Below are 18,400 nucleotides of genomic sequence, written 5' to 3' on the forward strand. Positions count from 1 at the left end.
TCAGCCCTCCCCCGGTATTAAAGCTTCAAAGTAAGGAGCCCACAAGCTGCGACTGTATTCTGCGAACCTTGGCTCATCAAAGGGATGCTCCCTGCCGGTTACCAGTTTATTATAGGGATCGTCCCCTTCCCCTGGCATATAAAAGCTGGGGGTATCGATAGGTTCCCACTTTTTAATAGCTTTTGAGATGCCTTCCTCTTCTTCCTTATCATCCTGTAAAACGGCCTTGGCATAGGCGTAAGAGGATTTACAGAAGATCGGTAGCGGCTGCTGAAGTCCCTGCCAGTACAAGTCCAACAGCTCTTGTAAAATTTTATGACTGTCATCTACTGCTTGCAGCCGGTGTTCTTCAAATGATCCTTTATTCCAGCTGAAAAACATGCTGTTGCCGGGATGATCGTCCGGTTTCAGCTGCTGAAACAGCAGGTGACGAATCCACCACCCCACTTTGTCTTTGGGACGCGCTTTACCAAAACGGTAGTTCATCTGCCCGCCCCGGTAGATATTGCTGAGGGTGCCCGTTATACGAAAGTCGTTGATCTGCAGGCTTCCCTCGATATCGGGCAGCGGCTGCTCATCCAGTCGTTCCTGAATCTCCATACCGAAGGTTTCTACCTCCCGGGTTTTCTGCTGGAAGGCCTGTTCGCCGGTCCACCCTTCGGGCAGCATATCGCGGGCGCGCATCACCTGTTCATAGGATTCGAGGGACTGCTCTTTAAGAAAACGCTGCAACAGCTGCTGCCCCACCTGGTACTGTCCCAATTTATCGAGCTCAAAGGGCTCGCGATTTTCGGTGATGATATCTTCCTCGCGCAGGTAGATGCCGAGCCGGTTGCGAAGCAGGTATTCGGCGGGATGCTGAAAAAGGGAGATCAAATCGTTTATGGAACATTGTTTCCGATCCGGATCGGCTTCACCCAACCCTTTTTCGAAGAAGGCGGTATCGTTTTCTTTGCCTTCGGCCAGGCTTTGGCTCAGCTTCAGCTGCGAGCGGGAATAGCTAAAATATTGATCTCCTTCAAAGTAGCGAGGGCTAAAAGGCTGCAGGCGATGCCTGGTGAGCAGGTTTCCGGCTCGCAGTCCATAGTACTCCTGCAGGTAATCCAGAAACTCTTTGAGGACCACCGACGGCGGGAACTCCGTATCCTGACGATTGCTCTGTCCCACGTAACTGAAATAAAGGGTGTTACGGACCGATAGCAGGTTTTCCAGGAAGAGATACCGATCCTCTTCCGATTGTACCGGGTCGCCCGGCTGCGGATCAAGGTGCATAAGGTCGAATTCAATAGGAATTTTCGATCGCGGAAAGCTGCCTTCATTCATCCCGATCATCCCGATGACTTCAAAAGGAATGGAGCGCATCGGCATCAGCGAGCTAAAGGTAACCCCGCGGCCTATGCGTCCCCCACCGGTGGTCTGCTCGTCGAGCTGGTCAACGAGCCATCGGCGGACGATAGCAAAAGGCAGCTGCTTGTTACAGCCACCGAGCTTGGTCTCCTCGGTGAGACTGCTTATGGCATCACGAATCTGTGACACCTGGCGGAAATAGTCTCTGTTATCGGGCAGAAAGGTATCGACCAGGGACTCCAACGGCTTCTGCCACTCTTCGGGCGTCCGGGCATCCCGGCACCGCCCCTGGAAATCAAAAAGCTGATTGAGCAGCCGCGAAAAAGTGCCGGCCAGGGCCGCGTCGTCTGAACTCTCCACCTCACCATAGGCGTAGATATTATGATAGAGCTCGTCATCGGAAGACCGCATCATATATCCCAACAAAATACGCTGTAAGCCCGCCTGCCAGGTAAAGTGATTGCTTGGGGGCAGCCCCATCTGTTCTTTACTGCTGCCATCTATACCCCAGCGAATATTGTTATCGCTGATCCACTGCTCCAGCCGGTTAAGTTCTTCTTCGCCGTAGCCAAAGGCTTCCTGTATGGGATCGGAATCGAGGAGGTCGAGCACGTCGGTGATCTTGAAGCGGCTGTCGCTAAGCTCCAGGATCTTCTGGAATGCCTCGATAGCCGGACGCCCCCCTTCGACGCCGCGATCGGCAATAGCGTATGGAATAGCGGGCTGCCCTTCGTCGGGCGTGCCAAAGATCGCCTCTATCATGGGCGCGTAGGTCTCAATATCGGGCGTCATTATTAATATGTCATTGGGATGGAGATCCGGATGGCGATCCAACAGGGCCAGCAGCTGGTCGTAGAGCACCTCTATCTCGCGCATGGGGCTGTGGCAGGAGTGCACCTGCACGGTAGTATCAGCGGCAGGCACTTTCAGGTTGCGTCCCAACAGCGGACTGTCTTCCTTAAGGTCAGACTGAATGGCAGTTATCACCGACTGCCCGGGCTCCTCTGTGGCAGTGACCTCTTCCCAATTCACATTTTTCTTGATCTCAGTGTCCGAGCGCACCGCTGCTGAAAACTGCTTCATAAAGCCGGCCCCTTCGGTAGTCATCGACTGTAGTAAAGGATTAACAAAAGCATCGCTTTCTTTTTTGGCCGGATCAACGGTAAGATGATAAAAGTAGACTTCTGTTCGTTTTGAGAGCTTCACCAAGGTTTCAATGAATGCGGGTGAGGCGGTGGAGACGCCAAAGACGGTGATGCGGTCGGGCAGTTCTTCGGAGGGCAGCGTGCCGTTTTCGATATGTTCGATGAGCTGTTGCTGCAGCTCGGCCCGGTGCAGCCATTGGCCGTCATAATATTCCTTCCAGTGGGCGGTGAGCCGGTTCCAAAGCTGCATCTGCCAGCCTTCGGCCTCCAGACTGGTACTGCTCAGCTTCTGCTGCTCCCAGCTGTTGATCATGCCGGGACGATAAATAAGGTACTGGTCAAAAACGTCGGCAATTTTGGAGGCGAGCTTCCAGCTGCGCATGGCCCGCTGTCCGGGATCTTCATCGCTGATATAGTGACGCAGCCGCGGAAAATCCTCCAGCAGCTCTTGATCTTCAAAAAGCTCGACCAGGCTCCAAGTCATGGGTCCGCGGTCGGAAGGCAGGTCCTGCGGAATATCGTCATCGATACTGCGGATAAGTTTCCAGATGCGCTCGGAGGGAAATTCGAACTCCATATTGGCGGCGATACCGTCGCGGTCGGCCAGGTAGAGCGACAGCCACTGCCCGATGCCGTGATTCTGAACCACAAAAATCTCCGGCGCCAGCGGATTTGCCGGTGGATGTTCCTCCATCTCGGCACAAAGCCGCTTGGCCAGTGGTTCTAATTCTGATCCGTAAAAAAAATTGAGCATCCGCTTCCCGCTTGATCGGTGATCCGCAATGATTTGAACTGCTAGCAAAAACCGAAAAAAGCGGGTGAAAGTAAACCCTGTGTTGGTGGTTATTGGTTAATAGTTATTTGTTATTAGTAAAGGTACGGTGGATTTTTGCCAGTCTTGGGCTAGCTGAAGCTATCAGTGTTCCTTTTTAAGATTTACCTACTGTTAGTGCCTCTCTTTTTGTACACATAATATAATATTATGCATAGACATTATGTGTACTCGTATGAAGAAATTAAAACACATAATGTGAATTAAAACAAACTTTAAGCCAAACTAGTGGCATTTTTGGATATTATGTATACGATAAGTAGTATAGAGTTCGTACAGATAAGACTAGGTTAGGCTGCGCGGCTAAGGCCGTCCCATTTTGTCAAAGGTTGCGGCTACATTTTCTGCTGTATTTGGGCTGTTAGCAGAGTACGGGTTCCGGGCTTTGGTGAACGATTGCTTCTATCAGGTCAGCTGGCCAAAATTACAGCCGGTCGCTTCTTTTAACGAGTGGCTTTCAAAAGTCACGAATCTGCACCAGTGCTTTTTTCAAGCTCGTTTCTCTGCTCTCGTGGCAAATCCTGTATTCCTGCTTTTACTACAGTTTTTCCTGGTGCTCTAGCCGTTGACGGTCTCTTTTCTTTCGGCCGGGCGCTGGCGCCGCGCTTCGCTTCCCAACCCACTGCTTTTATCTGGGTATTCAGGTTTCGGTGGCCTTGGTCCCATCAGCCGAGCCTAACCCGGCGCATTAACCGGACGCAGATGGGACTTGGCTCCCATTCCCTGCCCCGCAGTCGTTGTTTTCGAGTGCCTCTGGCGACCTGCCGAGCCTATTATTTTTAAAATGGCCCCAAATTACTATGTTACGTTCTTGCTTTTTTAACGTTCATCATCGCTGCGCAGGTTATCCGCAATGTAGTTAGCCTGCTGCATTAACACAAAAATAACAATTAACAAACAAGGAGCAATAAGATGAAAAACTATAATTCGATTATACTCATTGTTGTAACTCTAATATTTACATCCACTGGTTGCGCGACACTGGATGATTCTGACTTTGTTCGAGTGGACCCACCTCCTGAAGCAACAACGGCAGAATTTTCCTATGAGCCTTCTTCAAGTGAAACAAAAACAGATATCTCTATTGGCGTTGTTGGAGCACAATATTCAGCCGATGTTAGATTAAATGGCTTATTAGAAAATAGAGCTTCAACACTTTCTAATGAACTTAAAAATGCTATTTCAAATGGCATTCAAAGAGACCTTGTGGCCAAAGGACTTTCTATTTCAGGGGAGTTCTCAAGTCTTGATGAGATGACTTTCCCACAAAAAGATCAAAGCACAATGGTTCTTGTCCCAGTAATAAATTTATCAATAATACCTGAACGTGGAAGTACGAATAAAGTTTATTGGAGAAGTTCGTATGGAAGCGGCAGTCCACAAGAATTGCCTTTAAAAGTTTATTATGGAGAGGTTGCACTTGGAGGGGATAAATTTGAAGAAAAAGGTGAGTTTATTTTTAGAGGAAGTATCAGCCTACAATTAATTGAGCCCCTTTCAGAACAAAAACTTTGGGTACAAGATATTCCTATAGATGAGCTTTCTGAAAATTGGACTTGGTATTATTGGAGTGAGGAATTAAAAAACGATCAAGGTGAAGTAATTCGCACCGAAAAACATCCGGTTCAAGGCTATGATGGTCGAGAAGCAGCAATCACCTCCCTTTATTCTACTGCATATGACAACGTAATGAAAAATCTTTCTGATTACATAAGTCGTGAAGAAATGGTTCAATTAAAGGAAGATGCAACAAAACTAAAAGACCGTTGGCGTTCTGGTAATTAAGGTAAGGTAAAATACAGTTCGCAGGCTAACTATGCGTTAGTCTGCTTTTACCTTATTATAACAAAAAGGAAAAGATTATGGCCTACTTAAATGTTCAAGTGCTAGATTCAGACGGTTCGCCAGTAAATGGGAAAAAAGTCAGCATATTTATTTCACATTCTTTCTCTCCACAAACTTGGCTTGAGGAATACACAGACACTGATGGGAAAGCATATTTTAACTTTGACGGTGTGTCAGCTGATGTTTATGTAAATGGAGAATGTAGAATTAGTGAAACTTCACCTAATGGAGAAGTGACTGTAACATTGTAGGTGTAGGTCACTTTCGTTTATGGACAGTTTGATGCTCTTCATCCCCAGTAGATTGATTTTCTATATATCTACAACCCTGTGCAACACACTTTGCACCCACTTGTGTCTCATTAGATTGCCAAATCCAACCTACTGGAACAAATTTAATATCATCGGCCTTTTTCCTTTCCATAAATTTCACTTCCTGATTTTCTTCAATCTGTATCATGTTTTCAGGAAGTAATTTAAAACCACCAGTCTCATCATCATGCATATGGGGCATAAAAACTCCCAAATTATATTCGGATAGCTTTTTCAACATTTCTTGAACTTCCGGTCTATTTATAGCTTCTTGTGCTTTTTGTAGTTTATGGGGCAAATTCATAGTAACCTCGTTTTTTAGTTTTGATTATGTTTCACCCATAATCTTTTCTCATTTATATTAAAAGTACAATTCATAATACAAATATATAATAGTACTGCTGTTTTTCAACTTCTAAACTAAAGTGTAATGCAGCAGGCTAACAAAGCGTTTTAAGGGGACGAAGACGTGACTTTGTTTCACATTCTTGCTTGTAATTGCTGAAATGAGTAGCCTTTTAAAAAACCATAATCTCTGCGCCCCTTAAACGCTGGGTCGTTAGGTATTTTGCCCTATTAACCTCAACTGCTACCCTAAATAATATTGAAATCACTTGTATCAAAGATCTTAATATTTCGCCTAAAACAACTTTGGCGTCTATTTAAGCAAGTCGGATTTGTCCGTATTTTTTTATTAGCAATTGTAGTAGTCGGGTTTTTAGTATTTGAGCTGCCTAATTTAATTTCAAATAATGATTTCTTAGCAGTATTAATCTATCCGTCAATTATATTACCCATTCATCTGCTTCGAAAAGATCAAGGGTTTCTCAGGAAATTATATTTTCAGAAAGAAGCCATTTTAGCAGGAGAGTATAATACTTTGGCACTTCCTTTCTCTCTTTTTCTTGCGTTCTTTCGACAATGGCCGGTTATATTTATTGGACACTTCTTAATATCAATAATCTTGTTTCTTCCTTCTATTAAAGTCGAAAAAAGGTATCGAAGCAATAGCCAATTTATCAACTGGATCCCAATTAAATTATTTGAGTGGCGTAGCTATATGCGCCAACGAAAATATTTTTTGTTGGTTTGCTTTGTCATTACCGTCTTATTAAGTGCTTATGCTATTGCGATGTCTATTGCAATACTCATCTTAGTTGCAGGCTTTTCAGAGGCTTTTACTCATCTTGAATCTAAAGAACTGATTGAGGCATATCCCCAAAAATCAAATTTTCTGTCGTCAAAATTGAAGGATCATTCAGTATTTATTCATTTACTGTTTCTACCATGTTATGCTCTATTTTTGCTTTTTCATCTTGAGCTATGGTACATCTTAGTTCTACTATTGATTATAATTGAATGCTCCATCTGTTTTTGTCTGCTTTATAAATATTCGTGGTTTGGATATGCCAAATCAGCAATTCACAACCAAGTTCCTTTTGTCATATTTTTTATAAGCACCATATTATTTTTTCCGATTGGAATAGCATTTCTTTATTTCTATTGGCGAAAAGCCATTAAAGCACTCCCTGAATATGTTAAAAATTAAAAACATCTACTTTTCATATGGAGAGGAACAAGTTTTACGTGATTTTTCTCTTGAGTTAAAGGCTGGTAATATTCATGGTATCTTAGGAGCCAATGGAGCCGGGAAGACCACACTTTTTCAAATAATTTATGGACTGCTCACAGCTTCGAAAGGAAAAGTTATTTTTCCAGATAAAAATTTTGATGCTTCACAAATAGGATATTTAGAGACCGAACCATGGTTTTATCCCTATATGAAAGGGTCTGAATACATTGATTTATTATCCCATGGAAATCTTTCATTTGATGTGCAGCTGTGGAATAAGATTTTTAAACTACCGCTAAATAAACTAATTGATACTTATTCCACTGGAATGAAAAAGAAGCTGGCTTTACTTGGTATCATATCTCAAGATAAACCTGTCATGCTTCTTGACGAACCTTTTAATGGTCTGGATCTTGAAACAGTTGAAAACTTAAACCTCATTTTGAAAGAGTTGAAAAAAGAGAATAAAATTATAGTCTTAACTTCTCACATCCTTGAGGTATTAAAAATTAACTGTGACAAAATTAGCTTCTTAAACAAAGGGACAGTGCGAAAGACATTTAGTAAGCCTGATTTTCAAGACATAAATAGATATATAAAATCAGATATAACTCAACACTCGGAATCAGTAATTCAGAGTATTTTTAGTCAATAACTATGCAAAATACCTAACACGCGCATTAAGCGGACACGCCTCGCCAACTCTTTGCTCCTCTTGGTTTTAAGTCTCTTCTTTCGTTAGTTGATATTTAAATTTAACATTTATTCGCGTGCAGCTTATGCGCAAGGTCGTTATAGAGCATACTAATCAAAGAAATAGAAATTAGTCCTGTGAAAGCTCAATTAATAGTTTCGATCTTAACTTTTCTACTCACTCCGCTTTTTACTGTGTTAATAGTGAACTACCGATTAAAAAAGCGTCAATCTTACTGGAAAAAACAACAGAATTATTTAAAGGAGCTTGAAATAAACAGGTTGAAAATTGACACCTATAGAGAGATTCTCGAATTATTGAATAAAACGAATGATGCAATTATGCATCATCATGTATATGCAGCCAACCGCGATGTCAGCTATGCATTATCTAAACTCCTTAAAGACAGCTCTCCAAAAGACGCAAAATTCTTTTCTGATCAATTTGATGTCCAAAAATCTAATGCTGAAGACAGCTTTTTAGAAATGCGCGAATTAAGTTCCAAAGTGACGGGCTTAGGAGTTAATATTAAAGTGTATTTTGATGAAAGAACTTTTCAGAAATTCTTGAAACTCAAATCGAAACTTAAAATTGCTCAACAAGCAATTTTGTCAAGAGATGAAGTCATTTCCCGTTTATCTAAATTAATAGAAAAGGAAGGTAATTGGATTGAAGCAAAGAAAATATTTACAGAAAATTATGATAAAGAACTAGAAAGTATTAGACCTGTTAAAGAAACTCATGATTTTCTTGATGAATTAATGAAACATTTTGACCAGTCAGAATAGATTCTGCTAATATTTCTAAATGCTCTATAACCCGCGCATTAAGTGGGACGTGCCTCGCCGTTGGATGCCAGTTTTAATTTGGTCAGTTTCCGAAGTAAATTTTAAAACAAATTTAACGCCACTATGCACGCCCCTTATGCGCCATGTCGTTAGGCAAACTAAAATCTTAAACTCTTCAGTGTATGCTAAAAAAAGGTTCCTATTTTCTTCTCGCTGTTTTCTTAGTCGGATTTATTGGAATGACTTCACTTCTCTTTTTTCCAAAAGTTATTCCATACACACTTTCATCAAATTTGTTACTTGTCAGCTTAACTGGTGCTTATGTAGTTCTAACATTTTTAATTTTAGAATCCAACAATGAATTAAAAGAATTTCAAAATCGACCATACGTAGTTTTTAGCCTGCCACAAGAGAAAAAGGTCATTTTTCTCAAGATTGAAAATATTGGGAAAACTCCTGCTTATGATATGAAAATAGACCTAAATCCAAAGCTGAAAACTATTGAGTATGATGGGATGGAAAATTCAACTTTTTTAAAACAATCCTATCTTAGACCAAATGAAATCATTTCACATCCAGTCGCCCCGATTTCCAACCTATTAGAAAAAAATGATAAGGAATCAGTTTTTGACGTAACTATCACCTATAAAAATTACAAAGGGAAGGAGTTTGAAGAAGATTACAAAATTGATACAACTAACTATGTTTTTGATAAAAGGGTAGTTGAGTTTAAACAAACATAAATATCAAAATTAGTTATTTAGTTATATGGATTTTGATAACTTGCCTTGGCCAGATAAAAATGATGATTTATTAGAACTAGGTGATGATTGGACAAACAATGCTTGCTTGAATTATTCATCTGATGAATTGAGCATTTATTCAGAAGGGTATAAACGAGCTGGCAATATGTTATCAGATAAATTACAAAAAAATCGTAATGGTATAGATTTTTTAATCTATCCTCTAATTTTTTTATACAGACATCACATTGAGCTTGAGCTAAAAATTATTATCAAAGAAGGGAGCTATTTATTGGAAGATGAAAAAGTTATGAGAAACCATCATAAACTCCACAATCTTTGGGACGATGCTAAAAAAATTATTGAAGAAATTTGGCCTGATTCACCTAAAGATGATTTAAAAGCTGTAGAAAAGACAGTATTACAGCTCAACGACTTAGATCCTGGCTCCTATGCTTTTAGATATGATCGTGATAAACAGGGAAATAAACCCAACCCAGATCTAAACAATATTGACATAAAAAAGTTCTCAGAAGTAATAAAAAATGTTTCAGCTTTTTTCGACGGTGTAAGCACAGCCATCTCTGTTTATATTGACCACAAAAAAGAAATGAAAAGACATTATTCCCCATAAATAAGTTTACCTAACCCCTTTAAAAAGGAAAATGTCAAGCAGACAGTCCTCACCTAGCGTATTTTGACACTTATTTCATACATCCTACATCTATAACCTGTTACTGGCAACCGGTTTCGTTTGATCACGTTCGGATTACCTGCCGGCATCCAAACCCCTTTTCGGGCTTATCTTCCGCCAATGGGCAGAAGCTGTAGCTCCTAAGAAGCTACTATCCCAGATCTCCGGCCGGCCAGCCAGCCTATTCCCCAATCCCGCGCACGGGCTCGGTGTCCCTCTTAGGCGTTCGGGTTTATAGGCTGGGGCCAGCAGGTTTGGGAAGCAGCCCTTACTGGCTGCCCCTTAAATCCGTTATACTCTTCGTTTCTTGTTAACATATACCACACGCCTTTGGCCAGCTCTTTTCCTACCACCGCTCGCGCTACCGAGCGACCGCTTCGGCGTTTAATCTTTTGGTAGAATTTCTTCACAACCTTGTAATGGGTATAGGCCGAGACCGCGGCCTGCCCAAAAGCTGCTCGCAGGTACTTGTTGCCATCCTTGTTTCCTGATTTATGTCTGCTCTTCCCTCCACTGTTTTTACTACCCGGTACTAGCCTACAATAACTGACAAACTGTTTGGCACTGGGAAAGCGGGTGATGTCCCCGATTTCGGCCAGGATTGTCCATGCTCCTACCTTGCCCATCCCGGGCACGGCCATCAGACGCTGGGCAGCTGCTTCAAAGGGTACCTGCTTCTCAATTTCCTGTTCTATCCGATGGATATGCTGTTGTATCTGGCTCATTTGCTCGATCATCAGCTCGGCCTGCAAGCTAGCTGCCGGAGGCAATCGGGAGGCTAGCCACTGTTGCAATTGGCCAAGCTCTCGCCACTGACTTCCACTTATCTGCACGTTGTATTTGATAGCCTGACCCCACAACGCAGACTGCAGCTTCCCCCGCCACTGGATCATGCGCAGGCGGCCGCGGGTCAGCTCCCGAAGCTCCCGCCGGTCGCGGGTAACCTGGTAGGCCTCCGGGATAAGGTCCGCCCGGAGCAGTTCTGCTAACGTTTTCGCATCCACGGTGTCGGTTTTAACCTTGGCGTAACTAATGGCCTTGACCATCTTCGCATGGGCCAGCGTCAACTCGACGCCGTTCGTCCGACACCAGTCACTGAGCCAGTACCAGTTGCTCGTACATTCGACCACTGCCCTAACGGGCCCCTCGAAGTCGCCGAAAAAATCTTCCAGTGATCGCCGGGACGTCGGCAGCTTTGCCTCCCTTACCACCTTCCCATTGCCGTTAAGTGCTACATTTACCATATTATTAGCGTGAAGATCTATTCCTACATAGGTCATGGAGTCCTCCTTGGATTAGTTACAGTTGATACTTCTAATCTAAGTGAGGACTTTCTTTTTGGAAAGATCCAGCGCATTAAGTGGGACGTGCCTCGCCATCGGTTGCCGGTTTCAATTTTTTCAGTTTCCGTAGTACATTTTAAATCAAATTCAACGCGACTTTGCACGCACCTTATGCGCAATGTCGTTATACTATTTTAAAAGTAAATAAGAGCTATTATGTTAAAATATTTACTCTCACTGACCTTCGGAATCATCTTATTAACTAACTCTTTTCCATCGTTGGCCCAGGAAAAGCCGCCCGAAAAAATAATTTATACAACCTTACGACCGGCAAATCAGGACATCTATTTATTAGATAATAATGGTGAGAAGCCAAGCCCCCTGACTGACCATCTGGGTTTAGACTATAATCCCACCTTTTCTCCTGATGGACGATGGTTAGTCTACACCTCTGAAAGAAATGGAAATACTGATCTTTATGCGTTGGATTTAGATAACGGAGGTGGGCCGGTCCGCCTCACTAGCAACCCCGCAATGGACGACGCAGCAGATATTTCATCTGACGGGGAACGAATTGTATTTGTAAGTACCAGAGATGGTAACGCTGACATCTTTATGATGCCCTTCACACCGGGTGATCTGAGTTCGGAAAATAAGGCTGAAAATTTAACTCAAAGTCCGCTTGGTGAGTTTCGACCGGCATTCTCACCCGATGGATCGACTATTGCATACTCCAGTCAATTACCATTTGAAGACATCAATGTAAAAAATCCATTTTTCAAAGGACCCATTCAAAACAATGTCACTCATATTTTTTTGATGAATGCGGACGGTTCAAACAAACGACGCATCGTTGGAAAGACACCTTTTCGCTTACGCGCCGGACACATGATATCAGGCTCACCAACTTGGTCGAATGACGGAGAATCGATCTATTACCACAAAGTCTCTATGGACAGCATGTCATTCGGCCAAAATTGGTCTGCTGACATCTGGCGAATAAATGCAAATGGGTCAGGCCCAGAACCTGTGGTATCCCTGGATTCAATGGCTCTCTCTCCGGTTGTAGGACCTGATGATCGTATAATATTTTATAGAGGTCCTGCTCTTCCACCCCGAGAACAAGTATCTTATGAACATGGAAAAATTTATTCCGTTAACCCGAATGGAACGAATATTCATATGGAGGGTGCTGATAGTCAAATCAAAGCTTGTCTCAATCCAGCAGTTAATTTCGAGGGTTTGATTGCCTGTCATGGACCAGGGCCAACAGATGCGTTAAAACCTAAAGCCGATGGTAACCCGCTTTTGCGACCGAGTACTCATGGAACGGTAAAACTTCCGGATCGCAACGTCGAACTGACCGGCATGCATGGATATTTTCCCGATTTTCTCCCTAGCGATCGAATTGTATATGGAGAAAGCCTCCCCCAAACAGGCTATATCAGCAAACATGGTATTCCTCCAATTGTAACTTCGCACATTGACGGTACGGAACGCCAGGTTGTGCTGGATACCGATTCTCTTGGTGCCTGGGCTACATCTACCTGCAAGAAGGACGGTCGTATCGCCTTCAATACCGGTCCTTCTTTTGCCCCGGTGGATGCACCTGTTGATATTTGGACCGTCGATTCGGATGGCACGAACTTCGTGAATTTGACAAACGATTCTACATCCAACGATGCTTTTCCAGCCTGGTCTTCGGATTGCGAACATATCATTTTCCGTAGCGGCAGGGATGGGAATAAAGAAATTTATATTATGGAGGATGATGGCTCCAACCCTCGGAGGCTTACCGAACATCCGGCCACCGATACGGCACCTGATATTTCTCCTGACGGTGAGTGGGTTGTTTTCGCAACCGGCAGAGAGGATTTAGGTGCTGAAGATATTGATAAATTGGTTCCCATTTCACGCCAAGGGCGTGGTGGGGGCGCCGGCTTCCGTCTGTATATCCAAAGCGTTGACGGCACTGAAGGTCGTTTTCTGGAACCCGACCTGGTTGGCGTACCCGGACGAGATATGCATCCGCGTTTTTCTCCGGATGGGAAATGGATTCTTTTTATCTCAGGTCGAAGTGGGATCGGGGATGAACAAATGCTATCAAACGCTCCTCAAGCTTATGGAGAACTCTGGGCAATTCCGATAGAAGGAGGAGATGCTGTTCGCCTGACCAATGACAAATGGGAGGACGGGCTGGCAAGATGGGGTTATTAATGATGCTAATTTTGTATAAAATGGGATACAAACCTTAAAAAAAGCAATAACATTTAAAATAGTATAACAAGGCGTATCAACCTGACAGGCTAGCCAGCTGTTTGCTAATAATTCGGTTGCCTGCTAAAATTCCGTTACTTACTAAATATATCTATGCCTACAGGTTATACGCAGTGCCGTTATACTCTTTTGAGAAAAACATAATTCGTCAAGTTACAATCGTTTACTTTAAATATTAGAGAAACCATGTATTTAATTATTATACTTTCTTTGCTTTTTGGCTACCAACCTCAAACTACTCATTCTGATTCATCAAGTACCATCGCCTACGTTAATGGCCAGATTTGGAACGGAGAAAACTTTATAGAACGGCCCCTCTTTATTCGTGATGGGAAATTTATAGAAGAGCCTTCCCACATAGATTCTACGGTTAATTTAAGTGGAAAATATATCTTACCTCCTTTTGGAGATGCACATACTCATAACTTAGGTGTGGGCGGAATATCTAAGCAGATCGCAAAAAATAAATATATAAAGAATGGGGTATTTTATGCTGCAGATTTAACAAATCCTTATTCAGAAATCACCCAGATTCGGGGTTGGTTCAAGAGAGATGCAACTTTAGATGTCGCTTTTGCCAATGGCGGAATCACTTCTACCGGATCGCATCCAACGGGGGCTATGGAACGGATTTTTACCGATAAAGAAAAGATAACACTGGGTAATTTGGAGTTGGAAAATGATGCTTATTGGTTTTTTGACACGAAGGATGACATTGAAAATAAATGGTCAAAATTCTTAGCACAAAAACCTGATGTTGTAAAAGTATACCTTACATACGTTTCTAAAGGCTTAAAAAAGGATGAATGTTATGGACTTTGTCCTGATGTTCTGAAAGCTATCGTGGATAGTGCTCATAGCAACGGCACGGAAGTTTTTGCTCATGTTAATACAGCATCTGATGTTAATTTCGCCCTCGATGCAAAGGTGGATGTTTTGGCTCATCTTCCCAGCGGCAATGATGGTATAGGTGTAGAGCAACAGGAATTCTGGCTGGACGACAAGACAATAGCAAAAGCGGGCAAACAGAATATTACTGTAATTCCAACCGCATCAAAACTTATTGAAGGTGCCGACCCCGACACCCTGAAAGAAGAAATTGCTCGTCAACAAAAACAATTGCGGGATTTACACAAAGCCGGAGCCCAAATTGCATTGGGAGCAGATGAATGGAGAAAAACTGTATTATTTGAAGCCATATATATTCAAAAATATGAGATATTCAATAATATAGAATTGCTAAATATATTATCTACAACAACACCCAAGACTATTTTTCCCGATCGAAAAATTGGTCATTTGAGCAAAGGATATGAAGGAAGTTTTATAGCTTTAAATTGTAATCCAGTTGAAAAGTTTGAATGTGTAAAAGCTATCTCTCAAGGAGTAAAAGAAGGAAATATGGTCATTAAATAAAACGCTAAAGTGATATAACCTGTGCATTAAGTGAACGCAACTAGCCTGAGCCTTGCTTGGTCTAAAGTTTTAAGCTACAATGTAATTCATCAACAATTTCAAGGAGCAAATCACGCCGCTTATCCCGAAGTTATACGGTAATTTTAAACCCTAACTATCATTAAGTGCCATGAAGAAACTCAGTATTTTAATCGTATTATCAATATTCTGCTTTTCTACTGGAAATGCCCAAAAATTAATTGATCTACCAACCGCACCAAGAGTGGATACAACTAATGCTGAAGTCAAAAAAGTTTACAAGCTTTGGCAAAAACATTTAAGTCATCAGCCAAATAAAATCTATGACAATCCATATTGGTCAGAGCAACAAAAAGAAAAATGGCATGATTATGATATTTCTCGAAGATGGACTTATGGATATGAGTTGGCAAATGGAATGAACCTACATAATACCTTTGGTCTAAAACCAAGAGTGTTAAGTATCGAGAAACAGGAAAATAAATATGCTATAAAAACACTTTACGCTCCTAATAATCTTGAAAAATCCCAAGAGATCTATTCTATTCAACGAGTATATGCTGGTAAGGAATATGGAGAATGGAAACTATTCAGTGCCCTTCCCATTCTAACTGATGATTGGCAACACAAACAAGTTGGAGATATTGAATACATCTATCCACCAAACTTTACCTTCGATAAAAATGAAGCTCAAGATTCAGCGAACTTTGTTGAACGCCTGAAAAATAAATTCGATATCACTATTGATGACCCTATAAATTATTACTTGGCTCCAAGCTTTATGGAAATGGCAAAAATCAGTGGCTTAGATTATGCCTGGGATGGAAATGATGGGCGTGGATATCCCCAAAATAATCAGGTATTTGTTGGTACAGGATCAGAAAAATATCCCCATGAATTAGTGCATACTATTTTTAAAGATTATGAACTAAGTACTTTTATTGACGAAGGTCTTGCAACCTATTATGGCGGAATGGGACAAAAACCTTTTAATAAGCTGATTCAATCAGTTGCTGAAAAAATAAATTCTAATGAGTCTCTGACATTAGACAAAGTTTTAACTGGACAAAGAATTTCTTCCCAGATGTATTACGTTAGTGGGGCTGTTTTAATAAAAGCAGCCGAAGAAAAAGGCGGTAGTCAAGCAGTTAAAGATTTTCTTAAACAAGCATCCAGTAAAGAAGGAATTTTCAATGCTATGAGCCAAGTTTTAGGAGTTCAAAAAGATGATGCTAATAATTTTTGGCGTAAGAAAGTTCGAGAATTTGGCACTTAAAAATTGCGTATAACCCCTTTAAAAAGGAAAATGTCAAGCAGACAGTCCTCACCCAGCGTATTTTGACACTTATTTCATAAATCCTACATCTATAACCAGTTACTGGCAACCGGTTTCGGTTGATCACGTTCGGATTACCTGCCACACCGTTTATAATTAACGCAAGTTTGAGATAACGATGGTAAGAATAATGGAATATGTCACATTGAGCGAAATGTGCTTTGGGCTTCGTTCCGATCAAAAAACGGTAGAAACAGAGCCTGTCTGCCTACGTAGGCAGACTCTAACTGACGATACTCATTTCTTTTTTCGCGAACTCACCTTATACTATTCAATTAATAACATTAGCCCCGTTCATTCGAGGCCGTTAACCCCTTATTTGAGCACAATGGCGCGACCAGTCCATAATCAACAGCCCCTTTCAATTCGAGACGGTTTTGAGTTGCAGGGTATCCGTTCAGGCGCCATACTGTGGGCTCAATCCGGAGACGGCCCGTAGTTCTCTTTCATACCGAGCCATATGCATCATTCAACCACACTACCCTTGATACACGATTTCGCGAAGAGACATCAAAATACCAGAACCGCGGTATGTCTGATAGTACTTTTATGGTTCTGTGCTGCCGTCGGTCCGGTGGCAGCACAGGAGGTCGAAATGGAACCACCATCCCGGCTTGCCCTCTTCCTCGACTGTGATTTCTGCGATGAGACATTCATACGGCAAGAGATGCCCTATCTGGATCATGTCCGTGACCGTGAAGTCGCTGATGTTCACGTCCTCGTCACCCGCGAGGGCACGGGATCAGGTGGAGAGGCCTGGACTATCGACGTCATCGGCCTGGACATCTTCGACGGGCTGGATTTATCGACCGTCTTCAACACACCTGCCAATGCCACTGAGGCCGTAGAGCGGAACGAATTCCTTCGAACCCTCGAAGCCGCGCTCGTGCCGTACCTTTTACAGACTCCCATGCGCGAGCGGCTGAATGTGAGCATTGCCCCATCCGAAGTGGACACCGTCGAGCAGACGCAGACAACGGAAGATCCCTGGAACCATTGGACGATCGAGATCTATGCCGACGGCAGTGCCGACTTCGAGTCCCAGCAGCGCTCATTAGACACCCGTTACGGGGTGTACGTCGGCCGCGTGACTAAGGAATGGAAGCTTCAGTTTCGTCCCTTCTTCAATTACAACTACGACCGATTCGAACGTGAGGAAGGGACGATCACGAGCTCGTCCCGACGCGACGGTTTCACCAGCTATGCCATACGGAGCATCTCGCCTCACTGGTCCGTCGGTGCCTACGGAGATGTTCTTACCTCGACGTTCTCCAACGTGGACTGGCGTTACCGTTTTATGGGCGCAGCGGAGTGGAGCCTCTACCCTTACCGTGAGTCGAATCGGCGACAGCTGACGGTTGCTTATCGCCTTGGCGGCTCGCACATCACCTATAGAGACACGACGATCTACAATGAAATCGAACAATTGCTTCCACAGCATCTCCTTAACGCCGAATACAAAGTCGTCCAACCATGGGGAGGGATCGAAATAGGTGTCAAAGGCTCCCAGTACCTGCACGATCTGTCGCGCCATAGCCTTCAGTTTGATGCGGAGTTCGAAATTCGCGTTACGAGGGGCCTTTCCGTCGAGGTTGGCGGTTTCCTCGAACTCATTCACGACCAGATCAACCTCCCAAAGGGTAACGCAGGTCTGGAAGAGGTGCTCCTGCGACGCAGACAGCTCGAAACCAACTACGAGGCGGGCATTAGCTTCGGGTTCCGCTACCGCTTTGGCTCGCTGCTCAACAACGTTGTTAACACGCGTTTCGGAGGTATCGGCAATCGGGACCGATTCTGACCTGCGGACTGTAACGCGGTCTCCGACCGGCTCGAAAGCCATAGCCACGACCCTGCGGAAGCAGGCTTACGAGTCTCTTTTTGATCGGCAGAAAAAAGTCGCTTAATACTTGCAAAAGTCATAGCATTCAAATGGACAGGACTCGGCCGTTGTTTTCAACCTCCTCCTTGCAGTTCCGGATTTGCATGTTAAATTGGGAGAGTAATCTTCCTGCCATTTAAGCGCTGGGCCGTTAGGCCGCTCTTTCTCCTTAACCTGTAACCAGCTGCATTTACTTTCGTATATATTTGAAATCATCCC

15 protein-coding genes are annotated in these 18,400 nt (G+C 43.1%); 12 read left to right on the top strand and 3 right to left on the bottom strand.

Annotated elements, in window-relative coordinates; translation table 11 throughout:
- A complete protein-coding gene (gene recC / locus FCN14_RS04050; protein WP_138429800.1) occupies positions 1–3,246 on the bottom strand; it encodes an exodeoxyribonuclease V subunit gamma in 3,246 nt (1,081 codons plus the stop codon).
- 990 nt (positions 3,247–4,236) lie between these two features.
- Between recC and FCN14_RS04055 the strand changes: the two genes are divergently transcribed.
- Both FCN14_RS04055 and FCN14_RS04060 read left to right on the top strand, forming a co-directional pair.
- Positions 4,237–5,109 (top strand): hypothetical protein, encoded by an 873-nt coding sequence (locus tag FCN14_RS04055; RefSeq protein WP_138429801.1) that lies wholly within the window; start codon positions 4,237–4,239, stop codon positions 5,107–5,109.
- 77 nt (positions 5,110–5,186) lie between these two features.
- Entirely contained in the window at positions 5,187–5,420 is a 234-nt protein-coding gene (locus tag FCN14_RS04060; protein WP_138429802.1) for a hypothetical protein, read from the top strand.
- Between the two features lie 7 nt (positions 5,421–5,427).
- Here FCN14_RS04060 and FCN14_RS04065 read toward each other — a convergent pair whose 3' ends face one another.
- Positions 5,428–5,784, bottom strand: coding sequence for a hypothetical protein (locus FCN14_RS04065; protein WP_138429803.1), 357 nt, complete (start codon positions 5,782–5,784; stop codon positions 5,428–5,430).
- A 300-nt stretch (positions 5,785–6,084) separates the two neighbouring features.
- On the opposite strand from FCN14_RS04065, the gene FCN14_RS04070 reads away from it, so the two are divergent.
- From FCN14_RS04070 to FCN14_RS04090, 5 genes are all read left to right on the top strand, one after another.
- Positions 6,085–7,029 carry a hypothetical protein gene (locus FCN14_RS04070; protein WP_138429804.1) on the top strand — a complete coding sequence of 315 codons (945 nt, stop codon included), beginning with the start codon at positions 6,085–6,087 and terminating at the stop codon, positions 7,027–7,029.
- Positions 7,016–7,708 carry an ABC transporter ATP-binding protein gene (locus FCN14_RS04075; protein ID WP_138429805.1) on the top strand — a complete coding sequence of 231 codons (693 nt, stop codon included), beginning with the start codon at positions 7,016–7,018 and terminating at the stop codon, positions 7,706–7,708. The genes FCN14_RS04070 and FCN14_RS04075 overlap by 14 nt, the downstream gene beginning before the upstream one ends.
- Positions 7,709–7,884: 176 nt before the next feature.
- Positions 7,885–8,535: a hypothetical protein gene (locus FCN14_RS04080; RefSeq protein ID WP_138429806.1), complete on the top strand. Its 651-nt coding sequence runs from the start codon at positions 7,885–7,887 to the stop codon at positions 8,533–8,535.
- Positions 8,536–8,717: 182 nt separating this feature from the next.
- Complete coding sequence (locus FCN14_RS04085; RefSeq protein ID WP_138429807.1) at positions 8,718–9,278, top strand: DUF8453 domain-containing protein; 561 nt, start codon at positions 8,718–8,720, stop codon at positions 9,276–9,278.
- Between the two features lie 25 nt (positions 9,279–9,303).
- Positions 9,304–9,912: a hypothetical protein gene (locus FCN14_RS04090; protein WP_138429808.1), complete on the top strand. Its 609-nt coding sequence runs from the start codon at positions 9,304–9,306 to the stop codon at positions 9,910–9,912.
- 278 nt (positions 9,913–10,190) lie between these two features.
- Here FCN14_RS04090 and FCN14_RS04095 read toward each other — a convergent pair whose 3' ends face one another.
- Positions 10,191–11,252, bottom strand: coding sequence for an IS110 family RNA-guided transposase (locus FCN14_RS04095; protein WP_138429809.1), 1,062 nt, complete (start codon positions 11,250–11,252; stop codon positions 10,191–10,193).
- Between the two features lie 219 nt (positions 11,253–11,471).
- On the opposite strand from FCN14_RS04095, the gene FCN14_RS04100 reads away from it, so the two are divergent.
- From FCN14_RS04100 to FCN14_RS04120, 5 genes are all read left to right on the top strand, one after another.
- Positions 11,472–13,472 (top strand): PD40 domain-containing protein, encoded by a 2,001-nt coding sequence (locus tag FCN14_RS04100; protein ID WP_138429810.1) that lies wholly within the window; start codon positions 11,472–11,474, stop codon positions 13,470–13,472.
- 246 nt (positions 13,473–13,718) lie between these two features.
- Complete coding sequence (locus tag FCN14_RS04105; protein WP_138429811.1) at positions 13,719–14,948, top strand: amidohydrolase family protein; 1,230 nt, start codon at positions 13,719–13,721, stop codon at positions 14,946–14,948.
- Between the two features lie 169 nt (positions 14,949–15,117).
- The gene (locus FCN14_RS04110) at positions 15,118–16,242 is read left to right on the top strand and encodes a hypothetical protein (protein WP_138429812.1); all 1,125 of its coding nucleotides are present in this window, start codon (positions 15,118–15,120) and stop codon (positions 16,240–16,242) included.
- 190 nt (positions 16,243–16,432) lie between these two features.
- The gene (locus FCN14_RS04115) at positions 16,433–16,741 is read left to right on the top strand and encodes a hypothetical protein (protein ID WP_138429813.1); all 309 of its coding nucleotides are present in this window, start codon (positions 16,433–16,435) and stop codon (positions 16,739–16,741) included.
- A gap of 156 nt (positions 16,742–16,897) precedes the next feature.
- The gene (locus FCN14_RS04120; protein ID WP_138429814.1) at positions 16,898–18,100 is read left to right on the top strand and encodes a hypothetical protein; all 1,203 of its coding nucleotides are present in this window, start codon (positions 16,898–16,900) and stop codon (positions 18,098–18,100) included.
- The last annotated feature ends 300 nt before the right edge of the window (positions 18,101–18,400 follow it).

Source organism: Fodinibius saliphilus (genome assembly GCF_005869845.1).
Taxonomy (GTDB): Bacteria; Bacteroidota; Rhodothermia; order Balneolales; family Balneolaceae; genus Fodinibius; species Fodinibius saliphilus.

What these genes read in the sequence shown, in the direction of transcription:
- FCN14_RS04100 (WP_138429810.1), top strand. Translation starts at nt 11,472, where the DNA reads ATGTTAAAATATTTACTCTCACTGACCTTCGGAATCATCTTATTAACT.
- FCN14_RS04120 (WP_138429814.1), top strand. Translation starts at nt 16,898, where the DNA reads ATGGAACCACCATCCCGGCTTGCCCTCTTCCTCGACTGTGATTTCTGC.
- FCN14_RS04105 (WP_138429811.1), top strand. Translation starts at nt 13,719, where the DNA reads ATGTATTTAATTATTATACTTTCTTTGCTTTTTGGCTACCAACCTCAA.
- FCN14_RS04055 (WP_138429801.1), top strand. Translation starts at nt 4,237, where the DNA reads ATGAAAAACTATAATTCGATTATACTCATTGTTGTAACTCTAATATTT.
- recC (WP_138429800.1), bottom strand. Translation starts at nt 3,246, where the DNA reads ATGCTCAATTTTTTTTACGGATCAGAATTAGAACCACTGGCCAAGCGG.
- FCN14_RS04075 (WP_138429805.1), top strand. Translation starts at nt 7,016, where the DNA reads ATGTTAAAAATTAAAAACATCTACTTTTCATATGGAGAGGAACAAGTT.
- FCN14_RS04085 (WP_138429807.1), top strand. Translation starts at nt 8,718, where the DNA reads ATGCTAAAAAAAGGTTCCTATTTTCTTCTCGCTGTTTTCTTAGTCGGA.
- FCN14_RS04115 (WP_138429813.1), top strand. Translation starts at nt 16,433, where the DNA reads ATGGAATATGTCACATTGAGCGAAATGTGCTTTGGGCTTCGTTCCGAT.
- FCN14_RS04095 (WP_138429809.1), bottom strand. Translation starts at nt 11,252, where the DNA reads ATGACCTATGTAGGAATAGATCTTCACGCTAATAATATGGTAAATGTA.
- FCN14_RS04090 (WP_138429808.1), top strand. Translation starts at nt 9,304, where the DNA reads ATGGATTTTGATAACTTGCCTTGGCCAGATAAAAATGATGATTTATTA.
- FCN14_RS04060 (WP_138429802.1), top strand. Translation starts at nt 5,187, where the DNA reads ATGGCCTACTTAAATGTTCAAGTGCTAGATTCAGACGGTTCGCCAGTA.
- FCN14_RS04065 (WP_138429803.1), bottom strand. Translation starts at nt 5,784, where the DNA reads ATGAATTTGCCCCATAAACTACAAAAAGCACAAGAAGCTATAAATAGA.
- FCN14_RS04110 (WP_138429812.1), top strand. Translation starts at nt 15,118, where the DNA reads ATGAAGAAACTCAGTATTTTAATCGTATTATCAATATTCTGCTTTTCT.